Raw genomic sequence first — 15,991 nt, forward strand, 5'->3', positions numbered from 1 at the left:
GATAATGATAGATAATCAAAATAAAAATGTATTAATTCAGATATTTGGAGAGAAAAGCAAAAAAATAGATTTAAATTCTGGTGGATGTGGAGGATATAAAAGTAGTAGATGTAGTTCGTGTGAAAATGATAACTGTTGTGGATGCCGCGGCAGAAATGATTTAAAATCTATTAATACTATTGCAGATATGTATGGTGCTCTTGAGACCTTTATACGAAAAAGTGATGTATGTAACAATGTAAAATTAGAATTTATAGATATAAGTAAATGTAATAATTTTGGCCATACATATCCTAGAATAAAAGAATTGATTGATAAGGGATATGAGGATCCTTTTACAGTTATAGATGGTGTAATAAGATACTATGGTAGTATATCGAATATTCTGATATATAAAGATATCTTAGAATTGATTGAGTAGAGAATAATATTTAAAATTAAAGAACTCAATGTTTAAGGGAGTTAAACATTGAGTTCTTTAATTGAATCTTAAAACTTTTAATAAAATGAGAGAAAGTATTATAAAATTTTAAGAAAGAGTTAATTTATACTTATCAATCTTTTAACAAATTTAAAGACTGATATAGCCTGAATAATATTGAAATATCACAATAACTGTAAACAATCATACAATTATTGTAAAAATTAAAATATGTTATTTGTAATAAACTTCAAAAAGTAGCTATTGATGATATATTATATTAAATTATTTCAAATGTCAACAGAACATAAAAAATTCATAATTTTCATAATAATAACTATAAAATATATATTTTCAATATATTTAGAATAAAAATAATTATTTAAACTTAAATGATTATAATAATATATGAATATGAAATAAATTATTTATTCACACATAGTTTTATATAGTATTTTAAAGATATTTGTAGTAAAGGTTATATTTATAACAAGTTATTTTAGTAATTAAGTAAATAGAAAATTATAATAAAAAATATATTTATATATTGCAATTTCTTATGGAAGCTGTTACAATAATTATATTAATTTATCACTTTATCGTAGTAAATTAATAACGCAATAAAATGGGGAAGTGAGATTGATGAGTAATTTGAGAAAATATATACCGGAAGGGACAAAGGATATTTTATTTGATGAATACAGTAAAAGAATGTATGTAGAAAACATATTAAGGAAGACTTACATGGAGAATGGATTTATAGAAGTTAAATCCCCTACACTAGAATTTTATGATGTATTTAATATAGAAAATACAACATTGCCTCAGGAAAAAATGTATAAATTGTTTGATAATCAAGGAAGAATATTGGTGCTTAAACCTGATATGACAATACCGATAGCACGGATAGCAGCAACTAAACTTAAAGAAGCACCTCATCCGCTTAAATTATGTTATACCTCAACTATATATAGGGTTAATGAAAGTTTATATGGAAAAAATAATGAAATAATACAATCTGGAATTGAGATAATAGGAATTAGTAATTTAAATGCGGATGCTCAGGCTATAGTGAATGGAATTAGATCTCTTATAAATTGTGGACTCACAGATTTCAAAATAGAACTAGGTCATGCTGAATTTTTTAAAGCATTGATTGAAAAGACAAATCTTAATGACGAAAAAAGAGAAAAACTTAGAAAATGTATTGAGAGTAAAAGCTTTACGGCTCTATCAGAATTGATGAAAAGTGAAAGAGGTAATATTGACAATAGAATATTGCATGTATTAAATGAAATGCCAGGATTATTTGGGGGTATAGAAATACTTGACAGGGCCGAAAAAATCATATCGGATAATGTAAGGGCGCAAAATGCGTTAGAAAGTATAAGAAAGGTATATACAATAATAAAAAGCATAGGCCTTGATTCTTATTTGTCGATAGATCTTGGAATGGTTCAGGATCTTAATTATTATACGGGTATAATTTTCAGGGGATATACACATGGAGTTGGTGGAAATATATTAACCGGGGGAAGATATGACAAGCTAATAGCTCAATTTGGTGATGATCAGCCTGCGACTGGTTTTGCAATAGATGTCGATAGTATAATAGCTGCACTTGGAGATGATTGTCGTATGTGTGAGAATGAGAAACCTAAAGTTCTTATATGTTATGATGATAGTTTATTTGAAGAAGCATATAAAAAGGCATTAGAGCTTAGAATCAAAGGAATGATAGCTGAAATAAGTCCTTTTGACAGTAAAGATGATGCTGTAGATTATGCTGGTAGAAAGAATATGAGAATTATAAATTTATAAATAAATGTCAGGAGAAATTTTTATTATGGATAATTCTAAAACTGTCAAGATAGCTTTGACAAAAGGAAGGATTGAAAAAGAAGCTGTTAAACTGCTTCAATCCTGTGGAATAGATTGTAGACAGATTATAAATAAGGGTAGAAAGCTTATATTTGAAGATAATGATCATAATATAGAGTTTGTACTTGTTAAAGCACCTGATGTACTCACATATGTTGAATATGGTGTTGTTGATATTGGTATAGTTGGAAAAGATACGTTGCTTGAGCAGAGTAGAGAATTTTATGAGGTACTGGATCTAAAATTTGGAGCATGCAAATTTGTTGTTGCGGGGCCTAAAGACAAGAATAAATTTTATCACGGGTATAATAGAAAAAAAATAGCTACTAAATATCCTAATGTTGCGAGGGAGTATTTTAGAAAGCTTGGCACAGATGTTGAAATTATAAAGATAGAAGGGTCTGTTGAATTGGCACCTATATTAGGTTTATCAGATGCAATAGTAGATATAGTTGAAACAGGGAATACACTTAAAGAGAATGGCCTTTTAGTGTATGAAAATATATGTGATATAAGTGCACGAATGGTTGTTAATGTGGCAAGTATGAAGATGAAAAAGGGAGAGATAGAAAAAATAATAAATTATATAAAAAAGCAAGTTGAATTGAGAGAAAAATTATCTATTTAAACTGGAGGTGTATTTTGTGAAGGAAGAAATTATAAATACCATATATAGTAAAACAAAAACTGCAGAGGACTATTTAAAAAGTTTTAGAGATAGAGGAAAGGTTATGCAAGATGAAGTTTGCAAATCAGTAGATAAAATATTAAGTGATATAAAAAATTATGGTGATGATGCTTTAATAAAATATACGAATAAATTTGATAGTCAAAATATAAGTAAGGAAAATATATGTGTAAGTAGAGAAGAGATAGAGAATGCCTATAAGACTGTAGATAAGAAATTTTTAGATGTATTGAGGCGTGCTGCTGAAAATATAATGTTCTTTCATGAAAAGCAAAAAAGGAATTCATGGATTGTTACAAAAGAGAATGGAGTTATACTTGGACAAAAAGTTATGGCACTTGAGAGAGTAGGAGTATATGTACCGGGTGGTACAGCTGCATATCCTTCATCAGTTTTAATGAATGTAATACCAGCAAAAATAGCAGGGGTTAAAGATATAGTAATGGTGACACCTCCATTAAAAGACGGAAGTATAAATTCAAACATACTTGTGGCAGCTGATATAGCTGGAGTTAGCAAGATATATAAGATTGGAGGTGCACAAGCAGTTGGTGCACTCGCATTTGGAACGGATATTATTGATAAGGTGGATAAGGTAGTTGGACCTGGAAATGTTTTTGTTGCTGAAGCTAAAAAGAGTGTATTTGGATATGTTGGTATAGATATGATTGCAGGGCCAAGTGAGATATTGATATTAGCCGACGGGAGTGCAAATCCAAAGTATATAGCTGCTGACTTGATGTCACAAGCAGAACACGATAAACTGGCATCAGCAATTTTAATAACCGATTCAGAAGAATTGTCAGAGAAAGTTACGATTGAATTACAAAGACAGGTTAAAACTTTAAGTAGAAAGAATATAATTCTAGAATCACTTAAAAATTATGGATTAATTATAGTTACAGATAATATTGAAAACGGAATTAGATTAAGTAACATCATAGCTCCTGAACATTTAGAACTGTGTGTAAGAGAACCGTTTTCCATTCTTGAGAGCATAAAAAATGCAGGATCAATATTTATGGGAAATTTTGCTCCGGAACCTCTTGGTGACTATATAGCAGGACCTAATCACGTTCTTCCAACAAGCGGGACAGCGAGATTTTTCTCGCCTTTATCTGTAGATGATTTTATAAAAAAATCAAGTTTCACATATTATACGAGGAAAAGTTTCAGTAAAGTAGGAAACGATATTATTAAATTTGCCGATATAGAAGGACTTACAGCACATGCAAATTCGGTAAAGGTTAGACTAAAGTAAATATTATTAGGGGAGTGTTAAAATGATAGAAAAATTAACTAGAAAAAACCTTAAGAGCTTTAAGCCGTATGATGCTTTAGAGGTAAAATGTGATGTAAAACTTGATGCCAATGAAAATTCTATGAACATAAAAGAAGATATATTAAATAAAATAGTCAAAAAAATTATGACACTTAACTTTAATAGATATCCTGATCCTGCTTCAAGAAAAGTGTGCAGGCTTTATGCTGATTATGCAGGGGCGGATGCTAAAAATGTAATGGCTGGTAATGGTTCAGATGAATTGATACAGATAATAGTTTCTACATTTGTAGACAGAGGTGAAAGCATAATGTGTGTGAATCCCGATTTTTCAATGTATAAAAATTATGCAAAATTAGCGGGAGGAAGAGCAAAGGTATTTGAGTTGAATGAAGATTTTTCTCTAGATGTTGATGGAATTATAGATTCTGTAAATAAAGAAGATGTAAAAGTACTTTTTTTATCAAATCCCAATAATCCAGTTGCAACAGTAATAAAAAGAGAGAATATATTAAAAATAGTGGACAAATGTAATTCTATAGTTGTAATTGACGAGGCATATATTGAATTTTATGGTAATTCAGTAATTGATGAGATAAATAATTATGAAAATCTCATAGTGCTTAGAACATGTTCTAAAGCTGTGGCTATGGCTGCTATAAGGCTGGGATTTTTAATAACAAATTATAGGCTGCTTCAGGAAATAAAAAAGGTTAAACCGCCTTTTAATGTGAATTCAGTAACTCAAGCTATTGGTGAAGTTATACTAGAAAATACTGGCTATATAAGAGAGTATACAGAAAAGATATTACAGGAAAGAAAATTTTTATTTGATGAATTAAAAACTATAGATGGATTAGAAGTTTATGGTACACACTCTAACTTTGTCATAATGAGACTTAAAAATTCGAAACAGGTGTATGAAGGACTCTTACAAAACGGTATATCAGTCAGAAATTATTTAAATGATGCAAGATTAAGCAATTTTATAAGAATAACCGTTGGCAGCAGAAAAGAAAATGAATTGACGATTGAGTGCTTAAAAAAATTTATAAAGTAGATGGAAGTTGAGGTGATAATAATGAGAGAAGCTTCAATATCACGTAAAACTAATGAAACAGATATAAATGTAAAAATTGAACTTGATGGAAGTGGGAAATATGATATAGATACTGGCATAGGTTTTTTTGATCACATGTTAAGCCTTATGTCAAGGCATGGACTCATAAATATGAAGGTGGCTGCAAAGGGTGATTTATATGTGGATTCACATCATACAATTGAGGATATAGGTATAGTTATCGGAAAGTGTATTCATGAGGCTCTTGGTGACAAAGAAAAAATAAGAAGGTATAGTACAGTATTTCTACCGATGGATGAGGTACTTTGTATGGTGTCAATGGACATAAGCGGAAGACCGTATATTGTTTTTGATGCAAAATTTGATGAAGAAAGAGTTGGAGAGATGGATACAGGGATGGTTGAAGAATTTTTTAGAGCAGTGGCCTTTAACGCAGGAATTACACTTCACGTAAAGGAACTTTATGGAAAAAATTCTCATCACATTATAGAAGCAATGTTTAAAGCTTTTGGAAAGGCTTTAAGAGAGGCGGCAGAATTGGATGAGAAAATAGAAGGAATAATGTCTACAAAAGGTACCCTTTAAGTTATTTCAAATAAAAGTTATTGGAGAGTGATTTTATGATTGCAATAATAGATTATGGAATGGGAAATTTAAGAAGTGTGCAAAAATCACTTCAATATATAGGAGAAGAGGCAATTATAACATCTGATTCATCTGACATCATAAACGCAGATGGAATTATACTTCCTGGAGTGGGTGCCTTTCCAGATGCGGTGGAAAATCTAAGCAGAAAGGGATTGGATAAAATATTTAAAGAGGTTGTTAAGTCAGGTAAACCAGCACTTGGGATATGCCTTGGAATGCAGCTTCTATTTAGCCTTGGAGAAGAAATAAGAGAGAGCAGAGGATTACAACTTCTAAAAGGCAGAATAAAAAGAATATATGCAGATGTAAAGATACCACATATGGGATGGAATAGTATAAATATAAAAAAGACATGTGAAATTTTAGATGGTGTCACTGAAGAAAGTTATGTTTATTTTGTACATTCATTTTATGCCGAGGTAGAGAATACCGAGGATCTGAATGCAGTTTCAAATTATGGAATAGAAATACCAGCTGTTGTGAGCAGAAGAAATTTGTTTGGAGTTCAATTCCATCCAGAGAAGAGTGGTGATATTGGTATGCATATACTTAAGAATTTTTCAAAATTAACTAGACTCTAATAGTTATAAGGGGGTTTTTTAATTGATTATAATTCCAGCGATTGATTTAAAAGAAGGAAATTGTGTTAGACTTTATCAAGGTAAAATGTCATCGGCACAGGTGGTTGCAAGAGACGCTGTAAAGGCGGCTTTAGAATTTAAAGCTGCTGGAGCTGAATTTATACATATGGTTGATTTGGATGGTGCTGTTCGTGGTAAAATGTATAATTTGTCTCAAGTTATAAGGGTAATAAATGAAACTGGCCTTCCTGTAGAAGTTGGCGGGGGTATAAGAAATATTGAGACTATAAATAATTTAATAAAAAATAAAATATCAAGAGTTATACTTGGAACAGCTGCTCTAAATGATTTTAATATGCTAGAAGAGGCAGTGAAAAAGTATGGAGAAAAAATAGCTGTCGGAATAGATGCTAAAGATGGAAGAGTAGCTGTGGATGGGTGGGTTAATATAAGTAAAACTGATTATATAGATTTTGCAAAGAAAATTGAAGATGTTGGTGTGAAAACTATAATATTCACGGATATAGGCAGAGATGGAACTTTAAAAGGTGCTAATTTAATGCAGCTTTCTGAAATTAGTTCAAGCGTTTCCTGCAATATAATTGCGTCAGGTGGAGTCAGTAATATAGAAGATGTAAAAAACTTGAAGAATACTGGAGTTTATGGAGTTATAATAGGAAAGGCAATTTATTCAGGTGCTGTCTCTATTCAAGATGCAATAGAAGTTGGGAGGAATTGATTTGTGCTTACTAAGAGAATAATACCATGTTTGGATGTAGAAGGCGGAAGAGTAGTAAAAGGAGTTAATTTTGTGAATTTAAAGGATGTGGGAGATCCTGTAGAAATAGCAAAGGCTTATAATAAGGAAGGCGCGGACGAAATAGTATTTTTAGATATTACCGCAACAAGTGATAAAAGGGAAACTATGATAGATGTAGTTAGGAGGACAGCGGAAGAGGTATTTATACCATTAACTGTCGGAGGAGGTATAAGAACTTTAGATGATTTTAAAAATATTCTAAGAGCTGGTGCTGATAAAATATCTGTAAATTCGGCGGCGGTCCGCGACCCGGATTTCATAAGAAGGGCTGCAGATAAATTTGGGAGTCAATGTGTAGTTGTTGCTGTAGATGCCAGGATGAGAGATGATAAAACAGGATGGAATGTAGTTATAGACGGCGGCAGGATCGATACCGGACTTGATGCAGTAGAGTGGGCTAAAAAAGTAGAAGTTCTGGGCGCAGGAGAAATACTTTTAACAAGTATGGATACAGACGGAACTAAAAATGGGTATGATATACCACTTACAGATATAATATCCAGGTCAGTAAACATCCCTATTATAGCATCTGGGGGCTGTGGAAATTTAAGGCATTTTTATGATGTGTTTTCTAAAACAGGTGCCGATGCAGCACTTGCAGCTTCTCTTTTTCACTACAGGGAACTCAGCATAACCGAAGTAAAGCAGTATTTGAAGGATAAAAATGTGGAGGTTAGAATCTAAGTTTCTAAAGAGGAGAATAAAATGAATGATAGTATAAATACTCAAAATTTAAAATCAGTAAATTTTAAAGGCGGCCTTATTCCTGCAGTGATTCAGGATTATAAAAATGGTGAGGTTTTAATGCTTGCTTATATGAATGAAGAATCTTTAAAGAGAACTCTGCAGAGCGGGACGACATGGTTTTGGAGCAGATCAAGAAGTGAGTATTGGAATAAAGGTGAAACTTCAAAACATTACCAGTATGTAAAGAGTATAAGTTTGGATTGCGACGGTGATACACTTCTTATAAAAGTAGATCAAGTTGGAGCAGCATGTCATACAGGCAATAGAAGCTGCTTTTATCGAGATATACTGTAGGGTTTATAAATGAAAGGTTAATCCATCCTCCGGGAGATGCCGCCAAAATCCGGTATTATAAATGCTTTTAGTAATTCTATGCTTAAGTTATGCTCCAGCTGCCACTTCCAAAATTCGTCACCTAAAAAATTTCTAGTAAGTCTAAGTTCGTATTTATAAAAATCTAAGCAGATTTTATAAACTCGCAGGCTCAAACATATAAAATCTGCTTAGATTTTCAAAAATACTTCACTAATACTTACTAAAAAATTTTTTAATGTGCCTACATTTTGGAAGTGTCAGCTTACGTATAACTTAAGCTTGGAATTACAAACTCTATATAGAAGTTAAATTTGTAGACTAACTTTGTAAATTTGGAACATATATTTTGGGAGGAGAGTTATAAATGGATTTGAATAATGTTGTGAGAGATCTTTATAAAATTATAGAAAGCAGAAGGGACAATCCTGTTGAGGGTTCATACACGAGTTATCTATTTAAAGAAGGATTGGATAAGATATTAAAGAAGATCGGAGAAGAGTCCTCTGAAGTTATAATAGCCAGTAAAAATTTAAATAAGCAGGAGGAGATATACGAAATAAGTGATCTATTATATCATCTCTTAGTTCTAATGGTTCATCAGAAAGTTACATTAGATGATATAGTAAAGGAGCTTGAAAAGAGAAGACAAAAAACTTTAAATAAAAAAGTCATGGGTAAAAGAGCTGATGGAGTGGATTAAAAAGATTAGTATTTTAAGGCATCTGATTCATAAATTGCATATATTGCGTATTAAGCATTGTTGTAAGATTATAGCACATAAGGACAAACTTAACTCACACGCAGAGGTATACTCACAAACTTCGGCACCCTAAAAAAGTTTTAACATCTCTAAGCTTGTCTTTTAGAAATTTAAGCAGATTATATAAACTCGCTTTGCTCAAACATATATAATCTACTAAAATTTTTCTAAAAGACTTCGCCAAGAGATGTAAAAAACTTTTTAGATGTGCCTTCAGTTTCTAAGTATACCTCTGCGTATGAGTTAAGTTTGTCCTTATAAATTATAAATCAAATGCTCAATAAAATAATTTCGCCTTTAAGGGTTTATGGCGATAGCCATATTGATTTAAAAGTCCTCTACTCCATTTAAATATAAATCATATATAATCTCACTCATTTTCTTGCAATAGTATTTGTCAACTTACATTATAATCTCCATGATTGTATTCTCTTTATAAAGGTTTTACGGACGTAGTCCTTGTATATATAACATTAATCCCGGAGGGATATTTCAAAATTACAGAAGTTATAATAAATAACGAAATTTTTCCCGGTAAAAGATTAAATATATCTAAAATTAAAATAACCTGCCCTTCACAAGAAGAACAGAGCACCCTAACGGGTTTGAAGGCTTACAGTCTTCCTTCTTTAAGTTATAGTAATGACTGTACTAATTTAATTATTAGGATATTAACTTCCCGGGTATATAGTAAAACTCACATTTAAATTTAAATCTGTTATGAAAATAGATATGCTATTTTTTGTAACTCCCATAAGTTTAAAATATCCCTCCGGGATTATATTATTCGGAGGATTACCATTCATAAAATTCCAAATCAATTAAAAATATAGAATATCGCATTAAACAATTTATTGCAAACATAAGTAAAATTTTTACGTAGTGGAGTACTGTAAGGCTGAAGACACATTTAAAACTTTTTCTATAAATTTTGACGAAGTGCTGTGAAAAACCTTAAAGTCCCGGATATCATTTAAAATATGATCTTATTCAGATTTTTTTAATTACTTCAATATATGTTTAAAATTGTAATTATAGTATAAATTACAAGGGCTAATCGCCCTAGAAACCTTGAAAGTGATATCTCACTTATTAAGCATATAACCATATATTTATGATCAATGCTTAATACGCAATATATGCAATATCTGATTTTTAATGCCGAATTTACTTGAAAATTTAGTTGTATAAAGGTATCTTAAGATTATGTATTAAATTAAATGCTTAGGAGGAATAAGGTGGATACTAGGTATGATGAATATTATAATAGACTTAAAAATTACAGTAGCTTGATTGAAAAACAAAATAAATCAATAAAAGTTACAGCATATTTCAGATTGATTACTTTTCTAATTGGATTAGTGATTACAATTTATACTTTTATTATTAAGAGCTATATTATAAGTGCAGGTGTTTTTATTATTTCAGCTGCTGTCTTTGTTTATTTGATTATTGAACACAACAAAGAGGTTTGCAGAAGAAACAATTTAGTTGCATTAAAAGAAATAAACGAAAGATCACTAAAAAGATTAAATGGAGAATGGAAATACTTTGAGGATGATGGAAGTGAATTTAAAGATAAGGAACATAATTATTCTGATGACTTAGATATATTTGGTAAATCTTCATTGTTTCAATGGATAAACAGCAGTAAAACATTTATGGGAAGAAGAGCACTTAGGGAAAGGCTTACTCATCCACTCAAGACATATGATGATGTTGGATTTACCCAAGAGTCAGTTAAAGAATTGGCTGAAAACGTAGAATGGAGACAGCAATTTGAAGCTTATGGTATGGTTATTAAGGATTTAAGTACCGATCCTGAAGAACTTTATAAATGGGGCAATGACAGAAATGGAGAATATAATAAGCCAGGATTTATTTTTACTGCAAGGTTATTGCCGTGTGTAACAATTATATTTATTTTACTTGCTTGTTTTACTCCATATTTAGATTTTAAACTTCCATGGATTATGATACTTTTACAGATGATGGTGCTGTTTATTGGATCAAAGAAAAGGAATTATGTGCTTAATAGCGTTTGCAAGTACAAAGATAATATAACTTTATACCTTAAATTGTTAAAATTAATTGAGGGCAGGGACTTTAAAAGTGATTATTTAAAACAATTAAAAAATAAGCTTACAGGAGATCAAGATGCTGTAACATCAATTAAGAAATTATCAGATATATATAGAGGAATTGCAGATAGACAGAATGCATTCTTTATAATAATCAATATATTACTATTATGGGATTATAGATGTGTGATAGAATTTGAAAAATGGAGGATTAAATGTGGGAATGATTTAAAAATCTGGTTTGATGTAATAGGTGAGTTTGAGGCACTTAATAGTATTTCAAACATCGTATATGACAATCCAGAGTGGGTTATGCCGTCAGTTGCAGATAAAAAGCTAATATTAAGGGGAAAAGAATTAGGGCATCCTCTTTTAGGAGATGAGAGAGTATGCAATGATGTTGTGATTAATAAGGATAGAAGTATCTTACTTATAACGGGATCAAATATGTCTGGAAAAAGTACATTTTTAAGAACTGTAGGTATAAATTTGGTGTTAAGTTATATTGGTGCCCCTGTGTGTGCAAGAGAGTTTGAATGTTCTTTAATGGAAATTTTTACTTGTATGAGAATAAGTGATAACTTAGAAAATAATATATCTTCTTTTTATGCTGAAATATTAAGAATAAAGAAAATTACTCAAGGTGTAAGGGAAAATAAAAAAATATTTTTCCTATTAGATGAATTGTTTAAAGGCACTAATTCTATTGACAGACATGAAGGAGCAAAAGCACTTATAAAACAGTTAGGCAGGCAAGGGGCTTCAGGACTTATTTCCACCCATGATTTGGAGCTGTCTAATTTGGAACAGGAGTATTCCAGAATAAAAAATTATCATTTTCAGGAATACTACATAGATAATAAATTAAAATTTGACTATAAACTAAGAGATGGGGTATCGACTACAAGAAATGCCTTATATTTGATTAAGCTAGCTGGTATAGATATCGAATAACATAAAAACATTAAAAGAAAAAAGGTGAATTTTATGAAAGCTGCAATTGTGACAGGAGCATCCTCCGGGATAGGTTTTGAAATAAGCAAAAGACTTTTGAATATAGGGTATAAAGTTTATGGTTTCGGAAGAGATTTTTCTAGAGTCGATTCTGAAATGGATAACTTTATAAGAATTTGCTGCGATTTGAGAGAAACACATAAACTTATAGATAATATAAAGTCAATAAAAAAGGAGGAAGAAATATACATTCTTGTTAATAGTGCAGGAATTGGGTATTTTGGTCCTCATGAAGAATTAAATCCGTATAAAATAAAAGAGATGGTGGAGGTTAATTTGGAGGTCCCGATGATACTTACAAATTTACTTTTAAGGGATTTGAAAAAGAATAGAGGGTATATAATAAATATATCATCCATAACAGCTAAAAAGTGGAGTACATATGGGTGTGCATATGCTGCATCTAAAGCAGGAATTACACATTTTTCGGAAAGTTTGTTTGAAGAAAGCAGAAAGTATGGTGTTAAGATTGTAACTATACATCCAGATATAGTTAAAACACATTTTTATGATAAGTGTAATTTTAGAGAAGGTGATGCAGATGATAGTTACATAATGCCAGAATGTATAGGTGATGCAGTTCAAAATATTTTAAGCCAAAAAGAAGGTATAATTGTAACAGATATGACGATAAGACCTCAAAGGCATATGATAACAAGAAAAAAATAATCTGCAGTTAGGTGGGAGAAGTAATGAATAAACCCGAAAGTATTTATAGCAAAGCCAGTTCCAAGAGAAGTATTTGATTATGTATCAGAGAATTGCGATTGTAAGATGTGGGATTCTGATGATGACATTCCTAAGGATGTACTTTTTGATGAATTAAGGGATGCAGAAGGGCTTTTAACAAGCGGAACAAAGATAGATAGTGAATTATTATCACATGCCCCTAATCTCAAGGTAGTAAGCAATATATCAGTTGGATATAATAATTTTGATTTGAAGGAAATGAAGAAAAGGGGTGTACTTGGTACCAATACCCCATATGTTTTAGATGATACCGTTGCGGATTTGATATTTGGATTAATTTTGTCATCTGCAAGAAGAATTGCAGAGTTAGATAGATATGTAAAACAGGGAAAATGGAACAAAGGAGACAATGAAAATTTATTTGGTATAGATGTACATCATTCTGTAATTGGAATCATAGGAATGGGAAGAATAGGAGAAAAGGTTGCCAAAAGAGCAAAATTTGGATTTGATATGGATATAATCTATCATAATAGACACAAAAAAACAAAAATTGAAAATAAATTGGGGGCGAAATATGTTGAATTAGATGAACTTTTAAGGAAGTCTGATTACATAGTGTTAATGACTCCGCTTACAAAGGAAACTGAACATATGATAAGTTATAATGAGTTTAATTTGATGAAAAAAACAAGTATATTTATAAATGCTTCGCGGGGAAAAACTGTTGATGAGGCTGCATTAATAGATGCACTTACGTGTGGAAAAATATTTGCGGCAGGACTTGATGTGTTTACGAATGAACCAATAGAGAAAGACAGCCATCTATTAAAAATGGATAATGTAGTAACAGTGCCTCATATTGGTTCTGCTACATATAGAACGCGATTAGATATGGCAAAGGTTGCATCAAAGAATTTAGTTCAGGTACTTTTAGGGAAAAAGCCTCAAAATATAGTTACTGAACTTAAAGATTAGTTATTTTAATCATTGAATTTAGGAGTAATCACTATGAATAAAACGATTGGGATATTTGCACATGTGGATGCAGGTAAGACAACATTTGCCGAACAAATACTGTATCACACAAAAAGTATTAAAAATCTCGGAAGAGTTGATCATAAAGACGCGTTTTTAGATATGCATAATGTAGAGATGGAGAGAGGAATTACTGTATTTTCTGAACAAGGAGTTTTTGAATATAATTCTTCAACTTATTATCTAGTAGATACACCAGGACATATGGATTTTTCTATGGAAATGGAACGATCAATAAATATTGTGGATTATGCGATTCTTATAATAAGTGGAACTCATGGTATACAAAGTCAGACTGAGGTTATATGGGAACTTTTAAGAAAGAATAAAATTCCTACTTTTATCTTTATAAACAAGATTGATATAAAAACTGCGGATGTTTCTTCTGTTTTAGATGAGATAAGATTAAATTTAACAGATGATATATATCTTATGGACGATTCTTCCTTTAAAGATGGAAGTATGGATACAGATCTTATTGAATTTATAGCGGAAAAAGATGAAAATCTCATAGAAATGTATTTGGAAAACGGATATGACAAAGAACTGTGGCTTAAATATGTGCAAAATCTTATTAAGCAAAATAAACTATTTCCATGTTTCAGTGGCTCTGCGTTAAAAGATATTGGAATAGATACATTTATAGAAAAACTTGATAGTTTGACATTTACTGAATATAAAAATGATCTTCCCTTTAGTGGAATAGTGTATAAGATTAGGCATGACGAAAACATGAATAAAATTACTTATATAAAAGCATTAAGTGGAATGCTTAATGTAAAACAAGAAATGCGTATTGGGAAAAATTTAAATAAGGTAAATGAGATAAGAATATATAATGGCGACAAGTTTAAAACTACAGAAAGTATCTCTGCAGGAGAATTATTTGCGGTATGTGGTCTATCATCCTCAAAAATAGGAAATGGTGTTGGAAATTTGAATGAAGATATAGACTACAGTTTGGCTCCAACCTTAAAAACTAAAGTCATAATTGATGAAAAATTAAATGCACGAGAGGTTTTAAGCTATTTTAAGATTTTAGAAGATGAAGATCCAGGTCTAAATGTAAGCTGGAATGAAAAGGCTAAGGAAATACAAGTTCATATTATGGGTGTAGTTCAACTGGAAATTTTAAAACAGATTGTGCTTGAGAGGTTTAATTTAGAGGTCGAGTTTGGATCTTGTAAAATTTTATATAAGGAAACAATTCTTAAGGGCAGTATGGGGTATGGTCACTTTGAGCCATTGAGGCATTATGCTGAGGTTCATTTAAAATTGGAACCTGGAGAAAGAGGTAGTGGAATTGTATTTAATAGTGAATGCAGTACCGAGAATCTTGAAATTGGCACTCAAAATCTCATCCGTACCCATATATATGAAAGAAAACATAGAGGTATTTTAACGGGCTCTCCTCTAACAGATTTAAAAATAACGCTTATTACAGGCAGAGCTCATATCAAGCATACCTGTGGTGGAGATTTTAGAGAGGCTACTTTGAGGGCATTAAGACAGGGACTGGAAATGTCAGAAAATATTGTTTTAGAACCATATTATCGATTTAAAATATCAGCAGATACAGAGTATATGGGAAAAATAATATCGGATATACAGAAATTAAATGGAAGTTTTAGAAATCCAGATATACATGATGGTAAAGTATTTATAAAAGGGCGTGGACCTGTATCTGAATTTATGAATTATAATTTGGAGTTTATAACTTCAACAAATGGCAGGGGAAAAATTAATTTTCAGTTTGACGGATACGATATATGTCACAATGAAGAAAAGGTTATAGAAAAAGTAGGGTATAACAAAAATGCAGATATTGAATACACATCTGCATCTGTATTTTGTTCTAAAGGACAAGGCTTCTTGGTTCCATGGGATAAGGCAAAAGAGTATATGCATTGTTTAAAATAAAATGCTATATAATATTATATATTA

16 protein-coding genes are annotated in these 15,991 nt (G+C 31.0%); 15 read left to right on the plus strand and 1 reads right to left on the minus strand.

The window, feature by feature from the left end; genetic code table 11:
* The first annotated feature begins 4 nt into the window (after positions 1–4).
* The 10 genes from D4Z93_RS06005 (at position 5) to hisI (ending at position 8,443) form a co-directional block, all read left to right on the plus strand.
* Positions 5–421, plus strand: coding sequence for a hypothetical protein (locus tag D4Z93_RS06005; RefSeq protein WP_119971280.1), 417 nt, complete (start codon positions 5–7; stop codon positions 419–421).
* Between the two features lie 642 nt (positions 422–1,063).
* Entirely contained in the window at positions 1,064–2,242 is a 1,179-nt protein-coding gene (hisZ, locus tag D4Z93_RS06010; protein ID WP_119971283.1) for an ATP phosphoribosyltransferase regulatory subunit, read from the plus strand.
* A 25-nt stretch (positions 2,243–2,267) separates the two neighbouring features.
* On the plus strand, positions 2,268–2,930 hold the full coding sequence (hisG, locus tag D4Z93_RS06015) for an ATP phosphoribosyltransferase (RefSeq protein ID WP_119971286.1): 663 nt from the start codon (positions 2,268–2,270) through the stop codon (positions 2,928–2,930).
* 28 nt (positions 2,931–2,958) lie between these two features.
* Positions 2,959–4,251 (plus strand): histidinol dehydrogenase, encoded by a 1,293-nt coding sequence (gene hisD, locus D4Z93_RS06020; RefSeq protein ID WP_423243044.1) that lies wholly within the window; start codon positions 2,959–2,961, stop codon positions 4,249–4,251.
* A gap of 22 nt (positions 4,252–4,273) precedes the next feature.
* Positions 4,274–5,332, plus strand: a complete 1,059-nt coding sequence (gene hisC, locus D4Z93_RS06025) for a histidinol-phosphate transaminase (protein WP_119971289.1) — start codon at positions 4,274–4,276, stop codon at positions 5,330–5,332.
* A gap of 21 nt (positions 5,333–5,353) precedes the next feature.
* Positions 5,354–5,938 (plus strand): imidazoleglycerol-phosphate dehydratase HisB, encoded by a 585-nt coding sequence (gene hisB, locus D4Z93_RS06030; RefSeq protein ID WP_119971292.1) that lies wholly within the window; start codon positions 5,354–5,356, stop codon positions 5,936–5,938.
* Between the two features lie 35 nt (positions 5,939–5,973).
* Positions 5,974–6,582: an imidazole glycerol phosphate synthase subunit HisH gene (hisH, locus tag D4Z93_RS06035; RefSeq protein ID WP_119971295.1), complete on the plus strand. Its 609-nt coding sequence runs from the start codon at positions 5,974–5,976 to the stop codon at positions 6,580–6,582.
* Positions 6,583–6,604: 22 nt separating this feature from the next.
* Positions 6,605–7,321, plus strand: coding sequence for a 1-(5-phosphoribosyl)-5-[(5-phosphoribosylamino)methylideneamino]imidazole-4-carboxamide isomerase (gene hisA / locus D4Z93_RS06040; protein ID WP_119971298.1), 717 nt, complete (start codon positions 6,605–6,607; stop codon positions 7,319–7,321).
* A 3-nt stretch (positions 7,322–7,324) separates the two neighbouring features.
* A complete protein-coding gene (gene hisF / locus D4Z93_RS06045; RefSeq protein ID WP_119971301.1) occupies positions 7,325–8,086 on the plus strand; it encodes an imidazole glycerol phosphate synthase subunit HisF in 762 nt (253 codons plus the stop codon).
* A gap of 21 nt (positions 8,087–8,107) precedes the next feature.
* Positions 8,108–8,443, plus strand: coding sequence for a phosphoribosyl-AMP cyclohydrolase (hisI, locus tag D4Z93_RS06050; RefSeq protein ID WP_119971303.1), 336 nt, complete (start codon positions 8,108–8,110; stop codon positions 8,441–8,443).
* A 17-nt stretch (positions 8,444–8,460) separates the two neighbouring features.
* On the opposite strand, the gene D4Z93_RS13200 is transcribed toward hisI, so the two are convergent.
* Positions 8,461–8,637 carry a hypothetical protein gene (locus D4Z93_RS13200; protein WP_162920260.1) on the minus strand — a complete coding sequence of 59 codons (177 nt, stop codon included), beginning with the start codon at positions 8,635–8,637 and terminating at the stop codon, positions 8,461–8,463.
* Between the two features lie 191 nt (positions 8,638–8,828).
* On the opposite strand from D4Z93_RS13200, the gene hisE reads away from it, so the two are divergent.
* From hisE to D4Z93_RS06075, 5 genes are all read left to right on the plus strand, one after another.
* Positions 8,829–9,164: a phosphoribosyl-ATP diphosphatase gene (gene hisE / locus D4Z93_RS06055; protein ID WP_119971306.1), complete on the plus strand. Its 336-nt coding sequence runs from the start codon at positions 8,829–8,831 to the stop codon at positions 9,162–9,164.
* A 1,298-nt stretch (positions 9,165–10,462) separates the two neighbouring features.
* Positions 10,463–12,259, plus strand: a complete 1,797-nt coding sequence (locus D4Z93_RS06060; RefSeq protein ID WP_119971309.1) for a MutS-related protein — start codon at positions 10,463–10,465, stop codon at positions 12,257–12,259.
* A gap of 33 nt (positions 12,260–12,292) precedes the next feature.
* On the plus strand, positions 12,293–12,988 hold the full coding sequence (locus D4Z93_RS06065) for an SDR family oxidoreductase (protein WP_119971312.1): 696 nt from the start codon (positions 12,293–12,295) through the stop codon (positions 12,986–12,988).
* Positions 12,989–13,015: 27 nt separating this feature from the next.
* Positions 13,016–13,987, plus strand: coding sequence for a 2-hydroxyacid dehydrogenase (locus D4Z93_RS06070; protein WP_119971315.1), 972 nt, complete (start codon positions 13,016–13,018; stop codon positions 13,985–13,987).
* A gap of 33 nt (positions 13,988–14,020) precedes the next feature.
* Positions 14,021–15,967 carry an elongation factor G gene (locus tag D4Z93_RS06075; protein WP_119971318.1) on the plus strand — a complete coding sequence of 649 codons (1,947 nt, stop codon included), beginning with the start codon at positions 14,021–14,023 and terminating at the stop codon, positions 15,965–15,967.
* Positions 15,968–15,991 lie beyond the last annotated feature (24 nt).

Origin of the sequence: Clostridium fermenticellae, assembly GCF_003600355.1 — a bacterium.
Taxonomy (GTDB): Bacteria; Bacillota; Clostridia; order Clostridiales; family Clostridiaceae; genus Clostridium_AV; species Clostridium_AV fermenticellae.